General features: G+C 72.4%; 20 protein-coding genes. 13 read left to right on the top strand and 7 right to left on the bottom strand.

Annotated features, from left to right (window positions below; all coding sequences use genetic code 11):
• Positions 1–7: 7 nt before the first annotated feature.
• Complete coding sequence (locus tag M8542_RS26885; RefSeq protein WP_257923030.1) at positions 8–1,060, top strand: chitinase; 1,053 nt, start codon at positions 8–10, stop codon at positions 1,058–1,060.
• On the opposite strand, the gene M8542_RS26880 is transcribed toward M8542_RS26885, so the two are convergent.
• Together M8542_RS26880 and dapE are read right to left on the bottom strand one after the other, a co-directional pair.
• Positions 1,057–1,857 carry a DUF3152 domain-containing protein gene (locus M8542_RS26880; protein ID WP_257923029.1) on the bottom strand — a complete coding sequence of 267 codons (801 nt, stop codon included), beginning with the start codon at positions 1,855–1,857 and terminating at the stop codon, positions 1,057–1,059. The genes M8542_RS26885 and M8542_RS26880 overlap by 4 nt on opposite strands.
• Before the next feature lie 216 nt (positions 1,858–2,073).
• The gene (gene dapE, locus M8542_RS26875; protein WP_257923028.1) at positions 2,074–3,144 is read right to left on the bottom strand and encodes a succinyl-diaminopimelate desuccinylase; all 1,071 of its coding nucleotides are present in this window, start codon (positions 3,142–3,144) and stop codon (positions 2,074–2,076) included.
• Between the two features lie 23 nt (positions 3,145–3,167).
• On the opposite strand from dapE, the gene M8542_RS26870 reads away from it, so the two are divergent.
• The 4 genes from M8542_RS26870 to M8542_RS26855 all read left to right on the top strand — a co-directional run bounded on the left by M8542_RS26870 (position 3,168) and on the right by M8542_RS26855 (position 5,828).
• A complete protein-coding gene (locus tag M8542_RS26870; protein ID WP_257923027.1) occupies positions 3,168–3,599 on the top strand; it encodes a hypothetical protein in 432 nt (143 codons plus the stop codon).
• A gap of 95 nt (positions 3,600–3,694) precedes the next feature.
• Positions 3,695–4,678: a 2,3,4,5-tetrahydropyridine-2,6-dicarboxylate N-succinyltransferase gene (gene dapD, locus M8542_RS26865; RefSeq protein ID WP_257923026.1), complete on the top strand. Its 984-nt coding sequence runs from the start codon at positions 3,695–3,697 to the stop codon at positions 4,676–4,678.
• Between the two features lie 28 nt (positions 4,679–4,706).
• Positions 4,707–5,639 carry a CHAD domain-containing protein gene (locus M8542_RS26860; protein ID WP_257923025.1) on the top strand — a complete coding sequence of 311 codons (933 nt, stop codon included), beginning with the start codon at positions 4,707–4,709 and terminating at the stop codon, positions 5,637–5,639.
• A gap of 9 nt (positions 5,640–5,648) precedes the next feature.
• A complete protein-coding gene (locus tag M8542_RS26855) occupies positions 5,649–5,828 on the top strand; it encodes a hypothetical protein (protein ID WP_257923024.1) in 180 nt (59 codons plus the stop codon).
• A 1-nt stretch (position 5,829) separates the two neighbouring features.
• Here the strand turns inward: M8542_RS26855 and M8542_RS26850 are convergent, their stop codons facing one another.
• Positions 5,830–7,242: an FAD-dependent monooxygenase gene (locus tag M8542_RS26850; RefSeq protein WP_257923023.1), complete on the bottom strand. Its 1,413-nt coding sequence runs from the start codon at positions 7,240–7,242 to the stop codon at positions 5,830–5,832.
• Between the two features lie 44 nt (positions 7,243–7,286).
• Between M8542_RS26850 and M8542_RS26845 the strand changes: the two genes are divergently transcribed.
• Positions 7,287–7,934 carry a TetR/AcrR family transcriptional regulator gene (locus M8542_RS26845; RefSeq protein ID WP_257923022.1) on the top strand — a complete coding sequence of 216 codons (648 nt, stop codon included), beginning with the start codon at positions 7,287–7,289 and terminating at the stop codon, positions 7,932–7,934.
• Here the strand turns inward: M8542_RS26845 and dapC are convergent.
• The 3 genes from dapC to M8542_RS26830 all read right to left on the bottom strand — a co-directional run bounded on the left by dapC (position 7,928) and on the right by M8542_RS26830 (position 9,666).
• On the bottom strand, positions 7,928–9,046 hold the full coding sequence (dapC, locus tag M8542_RS26840) for a succinyldiaminopimelate transaminase (protein ID WP_257923021.1): 1,119 nt from the start codon (positions 9,044–9,046) through the stop codon (positions 7,928–7,930). The two genes, M8542_RS26845 and dapC, sit on opposite strands and share 7 nt — an antisense overlap.
• A complete protein-coding gene (fdxA, locus tag M8542_RS26835; RefSeq protein WP_086680320.1) occupies positions 9,043–9,363 on the bottom strand; it encodes a ferredoxin in 321 nt (106 codons plus the stop codon). The genes dapC and fdxA overlap by 4 nt, the downstream gene beginning before the upstream one ends.
• 129 nt (positions 9,364–9,492) lie before the next feature.
• Positions 9,493–9,666, bottom strand: a complete 174-nt coding sequence (locus M8542_RS26830; protein WP_257923020.1) for a hypothetical protein — start codon at positions 9,664–9,666, stop codon at positions 9,493–9,495.
• 59 nt (positions 9,667–9,725) lie between these two features.
• Here M8542_RS26830 and M8542_RS26825 point away from each other — a divergent pair, with 59 nt between their 5' ends.
• From M8542_RS26825 to M8542_RS26795, 7 genes are read left to right on the top strand one after another with little or no spacing between them, the layout of a single operon-like run.
• Positions 9,726–10,517, top strand: a complete 792-nt coding sequence (locus M8542_RS26825; RefSeq protein WP_257923019.1) for a GNAT family N-acetyltransferase — start codon at positions 9,726–9,728, stop codon at positions 10,515–10,517.
• Positions 10,514–11,503 carry a 2-phospho-L-lactate transferase gene (gene cofD, locus M8542_RS26820; protein ID WP_257923018.1) on the top strand — a complete coding sequence of 330 codons (990 nt, stop codon included), beginning with the start codon at positions 10,514–10,516 and terminating at the stop codon, positions 11,501–11,503. Before M8542_RS26825 ends, cofD begins: the two co-directional genes overlap by 4 nt.
• Positions 11,439–12,833 (top strand): coenzyme F420-0:L-glutamate ligase, encoded by a 1,395-nt coding sequence (locus M8542_RS26815; RefSeq protein ID WP_372508607.1) that lies wholly within the window; start codon positions 11,439–11,441, stop codon positions 12,831–12,833. Before cofD ends, M8542_RS26815 begins: the two co-directional genes overlap by 65 nt.
• Complete coding sequence (locus M8542_RS26810; RefSeq protein ID WP_257923016.1) at positions 12,830–13,375, top strand: NUDIX hydrolase; 546 nt, start codon at positions 12,830–12,832, stop codon at positions 13,373–13,375. The genes M8542_RS26815 and M8542_RS26810 overlap by 4 nt, the downstream gene beginning before the upstream one ends.
• 25 nt (positions 13,376–13,400) lie before the next feature.
• The gene (locus M8542_RS26805; RefSeq protein WP_257923015.1) at positions 13,401–13,790 is read left to right on the top strand and encodes a hypothetical protein; all 390 of its coding nucleotides are present in this window, start codon (positions 13,401–13,403) and stop codon (positions 13,788–13,790) included.
• Positions 13,784–14,149: a GntR family transcriptional regulator gene (locus tag M8542_RS26800; RefSeq protein ID WP_257923210.1), complete on the top strand. Its 366-nt coding sequence runs from the start codon at positions 13,784–13,786 to the stop codon at positions 14,147–14,149. The genes M8542_RS26805 and M8542_RS26800 overlap by 7 nt, the downstream gene beginning before the upstream one ends.
• 2 nt (positions 14,150–14,151) lie before the next feature.
• Positions 14,152–14,430: a hypothetical protein gene (locus M8542_RS26795; protein WP_257923014.1), complete on the top strand. Its 279-nt coding sequence runs from the start codon at positions 14,152–14,154 to the stop codon at positions 14,428–14,430.
• 226 nt (positions 14,431–14,656) lie between these two features.
• Here the strand turns inward: M8542_RS26795 and M8542_RS26790 are convergent, their stop codons facing one another.
• Entirely contained in the window at positions 14,657–15,553 is an 897-nt protein-coding gene (locus M8542_RS26790; RefSeq protein ID WP_257923013.1) for a DNA-3-methyladenine glycosylase family protein, read from the bottom strand.
• Between the last annotated feature and the right edge of the window lies 1 nt (position 15,554).

Below are 15,554 nucleotides of genomic sequence, written 5' to 3'. Positions count from 1 at the left end.
AGCCGGTATGTCCGGTCGCAGAACCCGCCTGTTCGGAACTCTCCTGGCGGCGGTGCTGGCCGTCCCGCTGCTCGTGTCGGCCCCCGCGCAGGGGGCGGTGCAGGCCGACACGTGCGCGGTGAAACCACGGCCCGCCGGCAAGGTTCTCCAGGGTTACTGGGAGAACTGGGACGGCGCCGCCAACGGCGTCCACCCCGGGATGGGCTGGGTGCCCATCACCGACAGCCGCATGGCCCAGCACGGCTACAACGTCATCAACGCCGCCTTCCCGGTGATCCGGTCCGACGGGACCGTGTTGTGGGAGAACGGGATGGACGCCGGGGTCAAGGTGTCCACGCCCGCCGAGATGTGCGCGGCAAAGGACGCGGGCGCCACGATCCTGATGTCCATCGGCGGCGCGGCGGCTGGTATCGACCTGTCGTCCTCGACGGTGGCGGACAAGTTCGTCGCCACGGTCGTGCCGATCCTGAAGCAGTACAACTTCGACGGGATCGACATCGACATCGAGACCGGCCTGACCGGCAGCGGCAACATCAAGACGCTCTCGGCGTCGCAGTCGAACCTGATCCGCATCATCGACGGCGTGCTGGCGCAGATGCCGGCGGGCTTCGGGCTGACGATGGCGCCGGAGACCGCGTACGTGACCGGCGGCAGCATCACCTACGGCTCGATCTGGGGCGCGTACCTGCCGATCATCAAGAAGTACGCGGACAACGGCCGCCTGTGGTGGCTGAACATGCAGTACTACAACGGGTCCATGTACGGCTGCAGCGGCGATTCCTACCAGGCCGGGACCGTGCAGGGCTTCACCGTGCAGACCCAGTGCCTGAACAACGGCCTGACCGTGCAGGGCACCACGATCCGGGTGCCCTACGACAAGCAGGTCCCGGGGTTGCCCGCGCAGCCCGGCGCGGGTGGCGGGTACATGTCGCCGAGCCTGGTTTCCCAGGCGTGGCGGTCGGTTCCGGGGCTCAAGGGCCTGATGGACTGGTCGATCAACTGGGACGGCTCGAAGGGCTGGACGTTCGGCAACAACGTCAAGTCCCTGCAGGGCCGCTAGGAGTCGCCGGCCGGGATCGGGTCGTCGTACTCGCCCGACGGGCCGGCGTACTCACGGCCGTTCGGGAACGGCCACGGGTTCGGGACGCAGCCGTGCAGCCCGAGCGTCTGCTGCTCCATCACCGGCGCCGGCCGGCCCGCGCCCGGGCACAGCTCGTGGCCGTGGCCGAGCCGGTGCCCGGTTTCGTGGGTGACCATGTACTGGCGGTAGACGTCGAGCGGAGCGCCGTAGTTCGGCACGGCGTTGGCCCAGCGGGCGACGTTCAGCACGACGTTGCTGCCGTTGCGGCACGAGGTGTAGCTGTCCGCGGTGCCGCCGCAGAGCTTGTCGCGGCTGGCCGGGGTGGCCAGGTAGATGGTGAAGTCGGCGTCGTCGTCCGGCCCGACCTCCTGCAGCCGCCACTGCCCGCCGCCGGTCCAGCCACGCGGGTCGCCGAGGATGCCGCGGATCTGCTTCGCGAAGCCGGCGGGCCCGACGCCGTCGATGTCGGTCTCCAGCGCGATGCGGTAACGCATGAGCTTGCCCTGCGTGCCGGCGACTTCGGCGCTGCCGGGGGTGAACATCCACTGGCCGGAGCCGGTGCGCGGGAAGGTGATGGCGACTTCCACGGGTGCTGTCTGCGTGACGGGCTGCTGTTCGGCGGGCGGCGGCGGCAACGCGGTCGCCTCACCGATGGCCATGACGACGGGCCCGGCCGCGGGCGCGGCGACGGGCTGCTGCTCACAGGCGGTCAGCACCCCGACCACCGCCGCGGCGAGCACGGCGGCGGCCGCGGCCCGTCTCGCGGTTTCGGGCATGACTCCTCCAGGAAGCGGCTTCACCGGGGAATACGGCCCACGACGCCGAAAAGTTGCGGTGACGACCGGTGCCGGAGCGTCACCGCAGCTCAGCACCCTCCACTGTGACAAGGACCACAGCGCCCCAATGTGGCCTTGGTTGCGTCTGACGCACCCAAGGGGCCCTTCGTTGCGTCTGACGCACCGAAGGCCACATTGGGGCGCTTGGGGACCGGGTCAGGCGAGGAACTTGCGGAGCACGTCCGCGACCTGGCGGATCTCCGCCGTCCGGACGTTCTCCTGCTTCGTGTGCGCCAAGGTCGGGTTGCCCGGGCCGAAGTTCACCGCCGGCATGCCCAGTGCCGCGAACCGCGCGACGTCCGTCCAGCCCAGCTTCGCCGCCGCCCGCCCGCCGGCCGCCGTCACCAGCTCCGCCGCCGCCGGGGCCGACAGGCCCGGGAGGGCTCCCGGGGACATGTCCACAACGGACAGTTCGTAGCCGTCGAACACCTCGCGCACGTGCCGCTCCGCCGCCTCCGGGTTGCGGTCCGGCGCGAAGCGGAAGTTCACCGTCAGCACCGCGGCGTCCGGGACCACGTTGCCGGCCACCCCGCCGCCGATCTTCGTCGCCTGCAGGCCCTCGCGGTAGGTCAGCCCGTCGATGTCGACGATCCGCGGCGCGTACTCCGCCAGCCGCCGCAGGGGCTCGGCCAGCGCGTGGATCGCGTTCTCCCCCATCCACGCCCGCGCCGTGTGCGCCCGCGTGCCCGAACACCGGAGCTCGACGCGCATCGTGCCCTGGCAGCCGGCCTCGATGACGCCGTTCGACGGCTCGCCGACGATCGCCAGGTCGCCCGCCAGCCACTCCGGCAGCTCGCGCTCGATCCGGCCGAGGCCGTTCTTGACCGCCTCGACCTCTTCGTTGTCGTAGAAGACGAACGTCACGTCGTGCCTCGGCGAAGGCAGCGTCGCGGCGAGGTGGAGGAACACCGCGTCGCCGCCCTTCATGTCGACCGTGCCGAGGCCGTGCAGCACCTCGTCGTCTCCGGCACCTTCACGCCGCGAAGGCAGATTGCCGTTTTCCGGCACGGTGTCCAGGTGCCCGGCGAGCACGACCCGCGACGCGCGGCCGAGGTTGGTCCGGGCGAGCACGGCGTCCCCGTTGCGGACGATCTCGAGGTGCGATGCCTGCTCCCGCAGCGCTTCCTGCACCGCCGTCGCGATCTCGGCCTCCGCGCCGGACACGCTGAAGACGTCCACGAGCGCGGCGGTCAGGTCGACGGGGTCGGCGTGCAGGTCGAGGCTCATGCCCGGCACGCTACCGTGAGGGTGTGCGTAGGTTCCCGGTCGTCCTCGGCGGTGCGTTGCTGGTCCTGGTCCTGTCCGGCTGCGGCAACGAAGCCGGCCCGACCCCCAAGCAGGGCGGCGGCGAGCCGGGCCCGGACGCGCTCCCGACCAAGCTGGACGCGCTGACCGCCGACCAGTGCTTCGCGAGCCCGCGCACCCAGCTGCCCAAGGGCTGTGAGAAGTACGTCACCGAGCTCGGCGGCGTCCCGGGCGCGGCCCGCAAGCGCGCGAACGACCGCGACCCGCAGCTGGTCGCCCAGGCCGACGGGCTCGACCGCGCGATCGCGGCGTTCCGCGGCGCGGGCTGCACGACCGTGCCGGATCCGGGCGGGCCCTGCACCCAGGCCTTGGTGGACATCGCCGGGGCACTCGACGGGCTGAAGAAGCAGGTAGCCGCGCGGCCCACGGGTAGTTGACGCAGGTCACACACCGCTTTTCGGGGGTCCAGGGGGCTCGCCCCCGGCTGGGGTCTGGGGCTCGGCCCCAGAAGTCACGGACTACGGTGTCGGGCGTGAGCGAGCAGAGCCCGAACCCTGAAACGACCGGCGCCGGCGGCGTCGGGCTGGCCACCGTCGCGACCGACGGGACCGTCCTGGACACCTGGTTCCCGCACCCCAAGCTCGTCGAAGGCGGCACGGCCGGCACCGAGCGCCTGAGCGCGGCGGAGGCCACCGAGCTGCTCGGCGCGGCCGCCGCGGACCTGCTCGGCCCGGACACCGACCGCGGGGTGGAGGTCGTCGCCGTCCGCACCACGATCGCCAGGCTGGCCGACGCCCCCGCCGACACGCACGACATGTACCTGCGGCTGCACCTGCTCTCGCACCGCCTGGTCCGCCCGCACGGCCAGAACCTCGACGGCATGTTCGGCCTGCTGGCCAACGTCGTGTGGACCAACCACGGCCCGTGCCCGGTCGAGGGCTTCGAGGCCACCCGGCTGCGGCTGCGGGCGCGCGGCGCGGTGACCGTCTACAGCGTGGACAAGTTCCCGCGGATGGTCGACTACGTCATGCCCTCCGGCGTCCGGATCGGCGACGCGGACCGCGTCCGGCTCGGCGCGCACCTGGCGTCCGGGACCACCGTGATGCACGAGGGCTTCGTGAACTTCAACGCCGGGACGCTCGGCGCGTCGATGGTCGAGGGCCGGATCTCCGGCGGCGTGGTCGTCGGCGACGGCTCGGACGTCGGCGGCGGCGCGTCGATCATGGGCACGCTCTCGGGTGGCGGCAAGGAGACGATCTCGCTGGGCGAGCGCTGCCTGATCGGCGCGAACGGCGGCGTCGGGATCTCGCTGGGCGACGACACGGTCGTCGAGGCCGGCCTCTACGTCACGGCGGGGACGAAGGTGCTCGTCGACGGCAAGGTCGTCAAGGCCCTCGAGCTCAGCGGCATTTCGGGCGCGGTCTTCCGCCGCAACTCGGCCACCGGCGCGGTCGAGGTCGTGCCGCGGACCGGGTCGGGTGTCGAGCTGAACGCGATGCTGCACGCGAACGACTGAGGCGCGCGGTTCACTTAGAATTCATGAGGTGACCACCGAATCGTTGCCTCGCACCCCGGCCGAGCTGGGCCTGCCGGAGCTCCCGGTCGTGGTGGGCCCGGCCGACCCGGCGGCCCACCACGTCCGGGCCAAGCTCGACCGGGAGATCCGCGCGCTGCTCGCGTACGAGCCCGGCACGCGCTCCGGCGCCGACCCGGAGGACCTGCACCAGATGCGCGTCGCGCTCCGGCGGATGCGCAGCGTGCTGAAGCTCTCCGGCCGGCTGGTCGGCGACGGCGCCGAGCCGGTGCGCGCCGAGCTGGGCTGGCTCGGGCAGTCCCTCGGCGAGGTGCGTGACTACGACGTGCTGGTCGGGCACCTGCGTGAGGTCATCGCCGACTTCGAGGTCCGCGACCAGGAGGCGGGCCGCCGCCTGGTGTCCCGGTTCGTCACCGAGCGCGCGACGGCGAAGCGGCGGCTGACCCGCGCGTTGTCGAGTGCCCGCTACTCGACGCTGCTGCGCGAGGTCAGCCTGCTGAGCCGCTCGTCGGCCGAGGAGGTGGCCGACGAGCCGCACGACCTGGTCACCGGGCTGGCGAAGCCGCACCGCAAGCTCGCGAAGGCCGTTCGCGCCCTGTCGGCCGACCCGCCGGACGACGACCTGCACGCGCTGCGCATCCACGGCAAGAAGCTGCGCTACGCCGCCGAGCTGGCCCAGACGTCGGCGAAGAAGAAGCGGGCGAAGCGGATCAAGAAGCTGATCAAAGCGACGCGGGACTTCCAGACCGTGCTGGGTGACCACCAGGACGCGGTGCTCGCGGCCGAGCGGATGCGCACGGTGCTGGCGTCGGTGGACGGCCCGGTCGGGTTCGTCGCGGGCCGCATCGCCGAGCGGGAGCTGGCCCGCCGCGCCGAGGCCCGCGCGGCCTGGCAGGACGCCTGGACCAAGGTCGACAAAGCTGCCAAGGCCCTGCACGCCTAGGCTCGGCCGATGACGACCGCACTGACCCTGGCCATCGGCGGCGTGGTGCTGCTCGTCCTGCTCATCCTCACGATCGGCGCCCTGGCCGGGCGCCGCGTGCGACGCGGGCGGAAGGCCGGTCGCTACCCGTACCGCGCCAAGCCGAACGGCACCTACGACAACTCCACGCACAGCGGCGGGATGTCGTGAATCAGGACACCGACCAGACGTAACCGTCCGGCCGCACCAGCACCTCGGCCCCCGGCTTGACGTCGTAAGCCGCGTACGCGTGCCCGCCGTCGTCGACCAGTGCGCCGCCGACCGGTGTGCTCCCCGCGGGCAGGATCCGGTGGGCGTGCTCCCCCACCTCGCCGTCGCCGAAGACCAGGCGCGTCGCGTGCGGGCCGCGGAACAGCTCGAACAGGCGGACGCGGCTGCCGTCGGACGCCAGCAGCGGCGCGTCCGGGGCGCGGTCGCCGGGCCGCAGCGCGCCGTCGCCGGCCGGGGACAGCGGGCCGCCGCGGTAGCTGATGTCCAGCTGCTGGGTCTCCTCGCCGCGCCGGTGCGCGTCCTCGTCGCCGTCGGTGTACTTCCGCATCAGCTCGGTCGAGATGCCCAGCACGCGGGCCGCGTTCGTGCGGCGCTCGAGCTCGTAGCTGTCGAGCAGCTCGGGGGCGCCGTCGGCGAGCTTCCAGCCCAGGTTGTAGCCGTCGCCGACGCCGGTGTTCAGGCCCTGGCCGCCGGTCGGCGGGTGGACGTGCGCCGCGTCGCCGGCCAGGAACACGCGCCCGGAGCGGAAGCTCGCCGCCAGCCGGACGTTCGGCCGCCACACCGTCGACCAGGCCAGGTCCGACAGCGTGATGCCGCCGCCGGTCAGCTCGTCGAGCCGGGCCTGGATGGCCGGCAGCGCCGTCTCGACGTCGAGGTCGCCGTCGCCCAGCGGTGAGCCGAACTGGAACCACGGCGTGCCCGGCAGCGGGCTGAACATCATGCCGCGCATCGGGTCGTCCGACGCGCCGAACCAGTGCCCGTAGTTGCGGTCGAGCCCCTCGGCGTGGACGTCGCCGAGCAGCATCCGGATCGACTCGTCGGTGGTGCCCTCGAACGCGATCCCCAACGCCTTGCGCACGAAGCTCTTGCCGCCGTCGGCGCCGACCAGGTACTCGGCGCGGACGGTTTCGCCGGTGCTCAACGTCGCCGTCACGCCCTCGTCGTCCTGCTCGAAGCCGGCCAGCGCGGTCGCCAGTTCGACGTGGACGCCGAACTCGGCCAGCCGGTCGCGCAGGATGCCCTCGGTCTGCGACTGGCCGAGGAAGAAGCCGGTCGGGTACGGCTTGTCCGGCGTCGGCTCGACCGGCTCGAACATCGCCCGCTCGCCGACGACCTCGCCGCCGACGTGGATCTGCATCGGGACCGGCGCGGCCCCCGCGGCCAGCACCGCGTCCAGCACGCCGAGGTCTTCGAAGATCTCCAGCGTGCGGGGCTGGAGGCCGTCGCCGCGCGAGCCCTGGAAGAAGGTCTCCGCCTTGTCGATGATCCGCACCGCGACGTCGCGGCGCGCCAGCTCGATGGCCAGCGTCAGCCCGGTCGGTCCCGCCCCCGCGATCAGCACCCGAGTGTCCATGTCGTCCTCCCAGTGAATTGAAATTCAGTGAATCTGAATTCAGAATGACACTGCTAGCGTCCGGAGTCAAGGAGGTGCCGGTGAACCGCAAGGAGAAGGCCGCCGAGACGGAGGCGGCGCTGAAGGTGGCGGCCCGGCGCGTGTTCGCGCGCAAGGGCTACCTGAACACCAAGATCACCGACATCACCGCCGAGGCGGGCCGGGCCGCGGGGTCGTTCTACAACCACTTCGCGGGCAAGGAAGAGCTGCTCGAAGCGCTCCTGGCCGACATGGCGGCCTCGGGCGACGAGAGCGCGCGGACCGAGGGACACCTGTCGGACTTCACCGACCCGGCGGCGGTGCGCTGGCACGTCGCCCAGTACTGGGACTTCTACAAGGAGCACGCGCCGACGATGCAGGCGCTGCGCCAGGCGGCGATGGTCAGCGAGACCTTCGCGCGCACGGTGGCGAGCTTCGGCGCGACCCAGGCGGCGGACCTGACGGGCCACCTGGCGCACGTCACGGCGGCCGGAATGCGGCTGCCGGCGCGCACGGAGCTGTCGATCGCGATGATGTACCAGCTCATCGACAACTTCGCGCAGATGTGGCTGCTGGACCCGGCCCCGGCCGGCTGGCAGCCCCCGACCGACGAAGAGGCGGTCGAGGCCCTCACCAGGTTCGTCTACCGGGGCTTCACGGGCCGGGACTACTGAGTCAGGCGTTCCACGGCGGCGTCGACGCGCTCGTCGGTCGCGGTCAGCGCGATCCGGACGTGCTTGCCGCCGGCCGGGCCGTAGAAGGTGCCCGGGGCCACCAGGATCCCGCGGTCCGCCAGCCACTCGACCGTCGCCGCGGCGGGCTCGTCGCGGGTCGACCACAGGTACAGCCCGGCTTCGGAATGGTCGACGCGGAACCCGTTGTCCTGCAACGCCTTCCGCAGCGAAAGCCGGCGCCGCGCATAACGCTCGCGCTGGGCCGTCAAGGCTTCGTCGTCGGTCAGGGCGGCGACCATCGCCTCCTGGACCGGGCGCGGCACGATCATGCCCGCGTGCTTGCGGATCTCCAGCAGCTGCTTGATCAGCTTCGGGTCACCGGTCAGGAACCCGGCGCGGTAGCTGGCCAGGTTCGCCGACTTCGACAGCGAGTGCACCGCGATCAGGCCGTCCGTGCGGCCGCCGCAGACGTCGGGGTGCAGGATCGACAGCGGTTCGACGTCCCAGCCCAGCGCCAGGTAGCACTCGTCGGACACCACGACGACGTCGCGCTCGCGGGCCCACTCGACCACCTTGCGCAGGTGCTCCACCGGGAGCACCTTGCCGGTCGGGTTGGACGGCGAGTTCAGCCAGATCATCGCCGGCTTGCGAGGGCCCAGCCCGCCGGCGCCTGAGGCAGAACTCAGCGCGACCGTGCTGTCCGCGCGCAGGATCGACGCGCCCGCGAGCAGCGCCCCGACCTCGTACGTCGGATACGCCAGCTCCGGGATGACCACGAGGTCACCGGGACCGAAGCCGAGCAGCCGCGGCAGCCAGGCCACGGCCTCCTTCGACCCGATGGTCGGGAGCACCGCGTCCGGCTCCAGGCCGGTGACGCCGTGCCGGCGGCCGAGGGCGGCGATGGCCGCCGCGCGCAGCGCCGGGATGCCGTGCGTCGTCGGGTAGCCCGGGATCTCCGACACCGACGCGAGCGCGTCGCGGATGCCGGCCGGGACCGGGTCGACCGGCGTGCCGATGGAGAGGTCGACCACCCCACCGGGATGCGCCTGCGCCTTGGCCTTGACTTCGGCGAGCGAATCCCAGGGGAAGTCGGGCAGCGCGACCCGGCTCATTCGCCCTGCGGGGGCAGCGCCTTGATGAACCCCGGGTCGTGCGCGGTCTTGCCCACCTTGGAGGCGCCGCCGGGCGAGCCCAGCTCGTCGAAGAAGTCGACGTTGGCCTTGGTGTAGTCCGACCAGTTGTCCGGGACGTCGTCCTCGTAGTAGATCGCCTCGACCGGGCAGACCGGCTCGCAGGCGCCGCAGTCGACGCACTCGTCCGGGTGGATGTACAGCATCCGCTCGCCCTCGTAGATGCAGTCCACGGGGCACTCGTCGATACACGCCTTGTCGAGCACGTCGACGCAGGGCTCGGCGATCACGTAGGTCACTGCGCACTCCTGCTTTTTCTCTGCAGAGACAGTCTCTGCAAACAGCCAGTCCGTGCCGACATTACGCGGCATCGGCACCCGATCGGTTGGTGAGGCAACCCTTAGCCATACCAGGGGTATGGCCGCTGCTCACCGTTCCCGGCGGCGCGGGGGCGGGGTCGCCCGGGCGTCACCGGTGATGACGAAACGCGGTTTGGGCGCGTCCTCCTCGGCTTTCTTGTCGCCCACCGCCCGGTTGAACCCCTCGGAGATCTCGTCGACGAGCTTCTCGTTGTGCCGCTCGTCCTTGCGCTGGATGCCCACGGCCACCTCCTCGGGAATATCCGCTCCGCGACTTCCGCCGCCTCAGTCACAATCTAGCGGTGAACGCACCGGAGACGCTCGAAATCGCCTGCAGCAAAGCATGGCCACCCCTGGTGGAGGATCCCCTGGGTGAGTGGCGCCTGCGCTGGGCGGACGGCTTCACGGGGCGGGCGAACAGCGTCCTCGCAGTCGGGGACCCCGGCCGCCCGGTCCCCGAGGCGCTGCGCACGGTGTGTGACTTCGCCCACGATCGGGGGATCCCACCGATGGCGCAGGTGCTCCGCGACAGCCCGAACGAGCACGCGATCGCCGCCGAAGGCTGGGTCGAGGCGAAGCGCCACCACCGCGGCCACGAGGTGGTAGTCCTCACCACCCCGCTTCCGCCCAAGCGGCACTTTCCCTACGAAAGTGACGCCTCCGGCCGCCGAGACGCAACTTTCGTCATGAAAGTGGCGGACGAGCCGACGCCCGGGTGGTGGGAGTTGACGCTGGGGGCCGGTGAGGACTCCCCGGCCGCGCGCAGCGTGCTGACCGGTGGGAAGGTCGGGTATGGGGTCGCGACGCTCGACGGCGTCACCGCCGGCGTGGTCCGAGGTGCCCTGGTCGACGGCTGGCTGCACGTCGGGCGGCTCGAAGTGAGCCCGGACTTCCGCCGCCGCGGGCTCGCGTCCGCGCTGATGGGCGGCCTGCACGCCTGGGGCGCGGAACACGGCGCGGGGCAGGCGGTGTTGCAGGTGGCGGAGGGGAACTCGGGCGCGCTCGCGCTCTACGCGGGGCTCGGCTACGCCCCGCACCACAGATACCGGTACTGGGTGCCCGCACCCGGCTCGTGCGAGGATTCGACGTCGTGAAGATCGTGGTATTGGTCGGCGGAGTGGGCGGGGCCCGCTTCCTGCTGGGTGTCAAGGCGGCCCTGGGGCTGCCGGCGGAAGGTTCCGGGGAGTCGGAGCACGAGGTGACGGCGCTGGTCAACACCGGCGACGACGTCTGGATGCACGGCCTCCGGATCTGTCCCGACCTGGACACCTGCATGTACACCCTCGGCGGCGGGATCGACAAAGAACGCGGCTGGGGGCACTCGGGCGAGACCTGGGTGGTCAAGGAGGAGCTGGCGGCCTACGGCGCCGAGCCGAGCTGGTTCGGCCTCGGTGACAAGGACATCGCCACCCACCTGATCCGGTCGCGGATGCTGCGTGCCGGCTACCCGCTCTCGGCGGTCACGGAGGCCCTCTGCGACCGCTGGCAGCCGGGCGTCCGGCTGCTGCCGATGTCCGACGACCGGGTCGAGACGCACGTCGTCATCGACGACCCGGAGCAGGACGGCCAGCAGAAGGCCGTCCACTTCCAGGAGTGGTGGGTGCGCTACCGCGCCGAGCCGAAGGCGCACTCGATCGTCGCGGTCGGCAACGACGAGGCCAAGCCCGCGCCGGGCGTGCTCGACGCCATCAAGGAAGCCGACGCCGTGCTGTTCGCGCCGTCGAACCCGGTGGTGTCGGTGGGCACGACGCTGGGCGTGCCGGGGATCCGGGACGCGCTGCGCAAGACGTCGGCCGGGGTCGTCGGGGTGTCCCCGATCATCGGCGGCAAGGCGCTGCGCGGCATGGCCGACGCGTGCCTGACCGCGATCGGCGTCGAGACGTCGGCCGAGGCGGTGGGCCGGCACTACGGCTCGCGCAAGGACGGTGGCGTCCTCGACGGCTGGCTGATCGCCGAAGGCGAGACGGCCGACGTGCCGGGCGTGACCGTCCGCGACGTGCCGCTGCTGATGTCCGATGTGGACGCGACCGCGGCGATGGCCAGGGCCGCCCTCGAACTCGCTGGAGCCCCCGTTGCCTGACCACGCCTCCGCCAAGCTGGAGATCCTGCCCGTCACCGGGCTGCCGGAGTTCCGTCCCGGCGACGACCTGACCGGCGCGATCGTGACGGCCGCGCCCTGGCTGCGCTCGGGTGACGTCCTGGTCGTGACCAGCAAGATCGTGTCCAAGGCCGAGGGCAGGCTCGTCAAGGTGCCCGCCGACCCCGAGGCCCGCGACACCGAACGCCGCAAGCTCGTCGAGCGCGAGGCGATCCGGGTGGTCGCGCGGATCGCGCGCACCGTGATCACGCAGAACCACCTGGGGATCGTGCAGGCGGCGTCGGGCATCGACGCGTCCAACGTCGAAGGCGACGAGGTCGCGCTGCTGCCGGCGGACCCGGACGCGTCGGCGCTGGCGCTGCGCAACGGGCTGCGCGAGCGGCTCGGCGTCGAGGTCGCGGTGATCGTCACCGACACCATGGGCCGCGCGTGGCGGGTCGGGCAGACCGACGCTGCGATCGGTTCGTCCGGGCTGCGCGTGCTGCACGCCTACCGCGGCGAGGTCGACGGGCAGGGCAACGAGCTGGCCGTCACCGAGGTCGCGGTCGCCGACGAGCTGGCCGCGGCCGCCGACCTGGTCAAGGGCAAGCTCGGCGGCACCCCGGTCGCCGTCGTGCGCGGGCTCTTCCTCGAAGACGACGGCTCGACGGCGCGGGACCTGGTCCGTCCGCTGGAGGAGGACCTCTTCCGGCTGGGCACGAACGAGGCCATCACGCAGGGCCGGCGCGCGGCCGTGCCGGCCCGGCGGTCGGTGCGGCAGTTCGCCGACGAGCCGGTGGACCCGGCCGCGATGCGCCGCGCCGTGGCGTCCGCGCTGACCGCGCCCGCGCCGCACCACACGCACCCGGTGCGGTTCGTCTGGCTGCGCGACGCCGGCACCCGCGAGAAGCTGCTCGACGCGATGCGCGAGTCCTGGCGGGCCGACCTTTCCGGGGACGAGTTCACCGAGGAGCAGATCGCGAAGCGGCTCAGCCGCGGCGACATCCTTTACCGGGCCCCGGAAGTCGTCATCCCGTTCCTGGTCCCGGACGGCGCGCACACCTACCGCGACGACCGGCGCAACGACTGCGAGAAGACGATGTTCACCGTCGCCGGCGGCGCCGCGGTGCAGGGGCTGCTCGTCGCGCTGGCGGCCGAAGGCCTCGGCTCGTGCTGGATCGGGTCGACGATCTTCGCCGCGCCGCTCGTGCGCGAGGTCCTCGGCCTCGACGAACGCTGGCAGCCGCTGGGTTCGGTCGCGATCGGCGTCCCGCTGACGGACCCGGGCCCGCGCGGGCCGGTCACCCCCGGCGACGGGCTGCTGGAGCGGTGAGCCTGCACTCGAACGCGGTCGCCACGCTCGAGGCGTGGCGGCCCGCTCTCGCGGCCCAGGAGTCGTTGCGGCAGGCGTTCCTCGGGTTCCTCGCCGCACGTGAGGACTCGTGTCAGCGTTCGTGCGCGGCCGGGCACCTCACGGCGTCGGCGGTGGTCCTGGACCACACCGGGACGCGCGTGCTGCTGACGCTGCACCCGCGCGTCGGGCGGTGGCTGCAGCTGGGCGGGCACTGCGAACCGGCCGACGGCTCGCTGGCCGAGGCCGCGCTGCGGGAGGCGACCGAGGAGTCCGGGATGAGCGGGCTGCGGATCGGGGCGGCGCCGGTGCACCTGGACGTCCACCCGATCACGTGCTCGCTCGGGGTGCCGACGCGGCACTTCGACGTCCGGTACGCGGTCCACGCGCCGGCGGGTGCTTCGCCGGTGCGCAGCGAGGAGTCCGACGACCTGCGCTGGTGGCCGGTGGACGCGCTCCCGGCGGGGTCGGAAGATCTCGCCGATCTGGTGAAAGCGGCCGTTCCGGTCGGTGCCGGGCACTAGCCTGGGGTCCGGAGGGAGGACCACCATGGCCACGCAGTTCCCCGAGCGGGTGCACTACCACTCCGGCGGCGGCGGTGACACCGGCGTGTTCGGCTACATCGTGCTCGGCATCATCGTCCTGGGCATCATCGTGTTCGTCATCGCGGTGATCGTCCGGGTGTCGAAGATGCGCCGCGAGGAGGCGATGAAGAACGGCGGGCAGTTCCCGCAGGCGAACTTCCCGCCGGCGCAGCACTTCCCGCCGCCGGGTCCGCAGCAGCCGTACCCGCCGCAGCAGGGCTTCGCGCCGCAGCAGCAAGGATTCCCGCCACAGCAGGGGTATCCGCCGTCGCAGCCGATGCCGCAGCAGTACGCGCCGCAGGGGCCGTACGGGCAGCGGCCGCCGGGTCCGGGAGCGGGTCCGCAGAGCTGGTGATCCCCTTCGACAGCGGTTCGCCGGTCCCGCCGTACGAGCAGGTGCGGTCGGGGTTCGCCACGCGCATCAACGACCGGAGCCTCCCGGTCGGCGCGAAGCTGCCCACGGTCCGGCAGCTCGCGGCCGACCTGGGCATCGCGCCGAACACGGTCGCCCGCGCGTACCGCGAGCTCGAAGAGGCGGGGCTGATCGAAACCCGCGGCCGGGCGGGCAGTTTCGTGGCGGCGTCGGGTGACCAGAGCCGCCGCCGCGCCCAGCAGGCCGCGGCCGAATACGCTGCGCTCACCCGCAAACTGGGGCTGGCGGACGCGGAGGCGCTGTCCATCGTCCGCGCCGCACTCGACGAAGGGAAAGGGTGAGCATGAGCGTGCTGATGCTGCTGATCCTGCTGGTGCTCCTGGCGGGCATCGGAGCGGTGGTGGCGGTGATCATCCACGCCGCCAAGCCGAAGCAGCCGCCGTACCCGCAGCAGTACCCGGGCTACCCGCCGCAGCAGCCGGGGTACCCCGGTCAGCAGGCCGGGTATCCGCCGCAGCAGGGCTATCCGGCGCAACAGGGCTATCCCGCGCAGCAGCAGCCTGGGTACCCGCCGCAGCAGCCGTATCCGCCGCAGCAGGGTGGCTATCCCCCGCAGCAGTAGCCGGAGGTCTGGCAGGGCACCTTGGTGGGCTTGAGCGCCCTGGATGTGCCCTTCGCGGCGTTCTGGGGCAGTGGCCCGGGAAGGAGAGGCGAGCGGCCACGCCACCCGGGCAGCGCGAAGCGGCTCCGGCAGCCGACCGGGAAGCGGCTCACATCGCGCGGTGGTCACGCAGCTCGACCCGCGGCCCGAACCGCGGCCGCCCATACCAGGCCAACCCGCCGACTCCTCACATCGCGCGATAGTCACGCAGCTCGATCCGCGGCCCGAACCGCGGCCGCCGATGGCCGGCCGCCTCGAGGTACCGCACCGCACGCTGGCGCTGCGGCGCGTACGGCGTCAGCAGCTCGGCCATCCCGGCGTCGTCGAGTTTCGTGCCCAGCAAGGCGTTCCCGACCATCGACGGGATGTTGTAGTCGCCGAAGCTCACCGCGTCCGGGTCGCCCCACGCCCGCTGCGCGATCTCCGCCGCCGTCCACACCCCGATGCCCGGGACGTTGCGCAGCAGGTGCCGGCCCGCCAGCCCGCGCAGCTCCACCGCGCGCTCCAGGTGCCCGGCCACGCGCGCCGCGTTCAGCAATGCCGTGCGGCGCTTGATGTCCACGCCCGCGCGGTGCCAGTGCCAGTCCGGCAGCGACCGCAGCGCCACCGGCGTCGGCGGCACGCGCAGCCGCTCCGGCCCGGGCCCGGGTGCCGGCTCGCCGAAGCGGCGGCACAGCTCGGCCCACGACCGGATGGCCTCCTTGCCGGTCACCTTCTGCTCCAGCACCGCCAGCACCAGCCAGTCCCACACGACACCCGTCGCACCCAGCCGCAGCCCCGGGTTCTCCCGCCGCGCCCGCGCGACGACGTCGTGGTGCGCGACGAACTCCGTGTCGTCGTCGTCCGCGCCGAGCAGTGCCGGGACGCCGGTGAGCAGCCGGTCCTTGCCCTCGCCCCAGGCCGCCGCCTCGATCCGGCCGTCGGACAGCTTGCGCAGCGCCAGCGTGCCCGGGCCGTCCGGGGTGTTCGAGGCGAGCCAGGTGATGCCGCGCTCGTCGGTGAGGATGTTGAGCGACCCGCGCCCGCGCTTCAGCGGACCCAGGACCCGGCCCAGGTCGACTTCGAACGCGGGACGCCAGAACATC

This window comes from Amycolatopsis iheyensis, from assembly GCF_024703995.1.
GTDB lineage: Bacteria > Actinomycetota > Actinomycetes > Mycobacteriales > Pseudonocardiaceae > Amycolatopsis > Amycolatopsis iheyensis.
The sequence above is the reverse complement of the archived record's forward strand: the minus strand, read 5'-3'. Positions and strand labels throughout refer to the sequence as shown.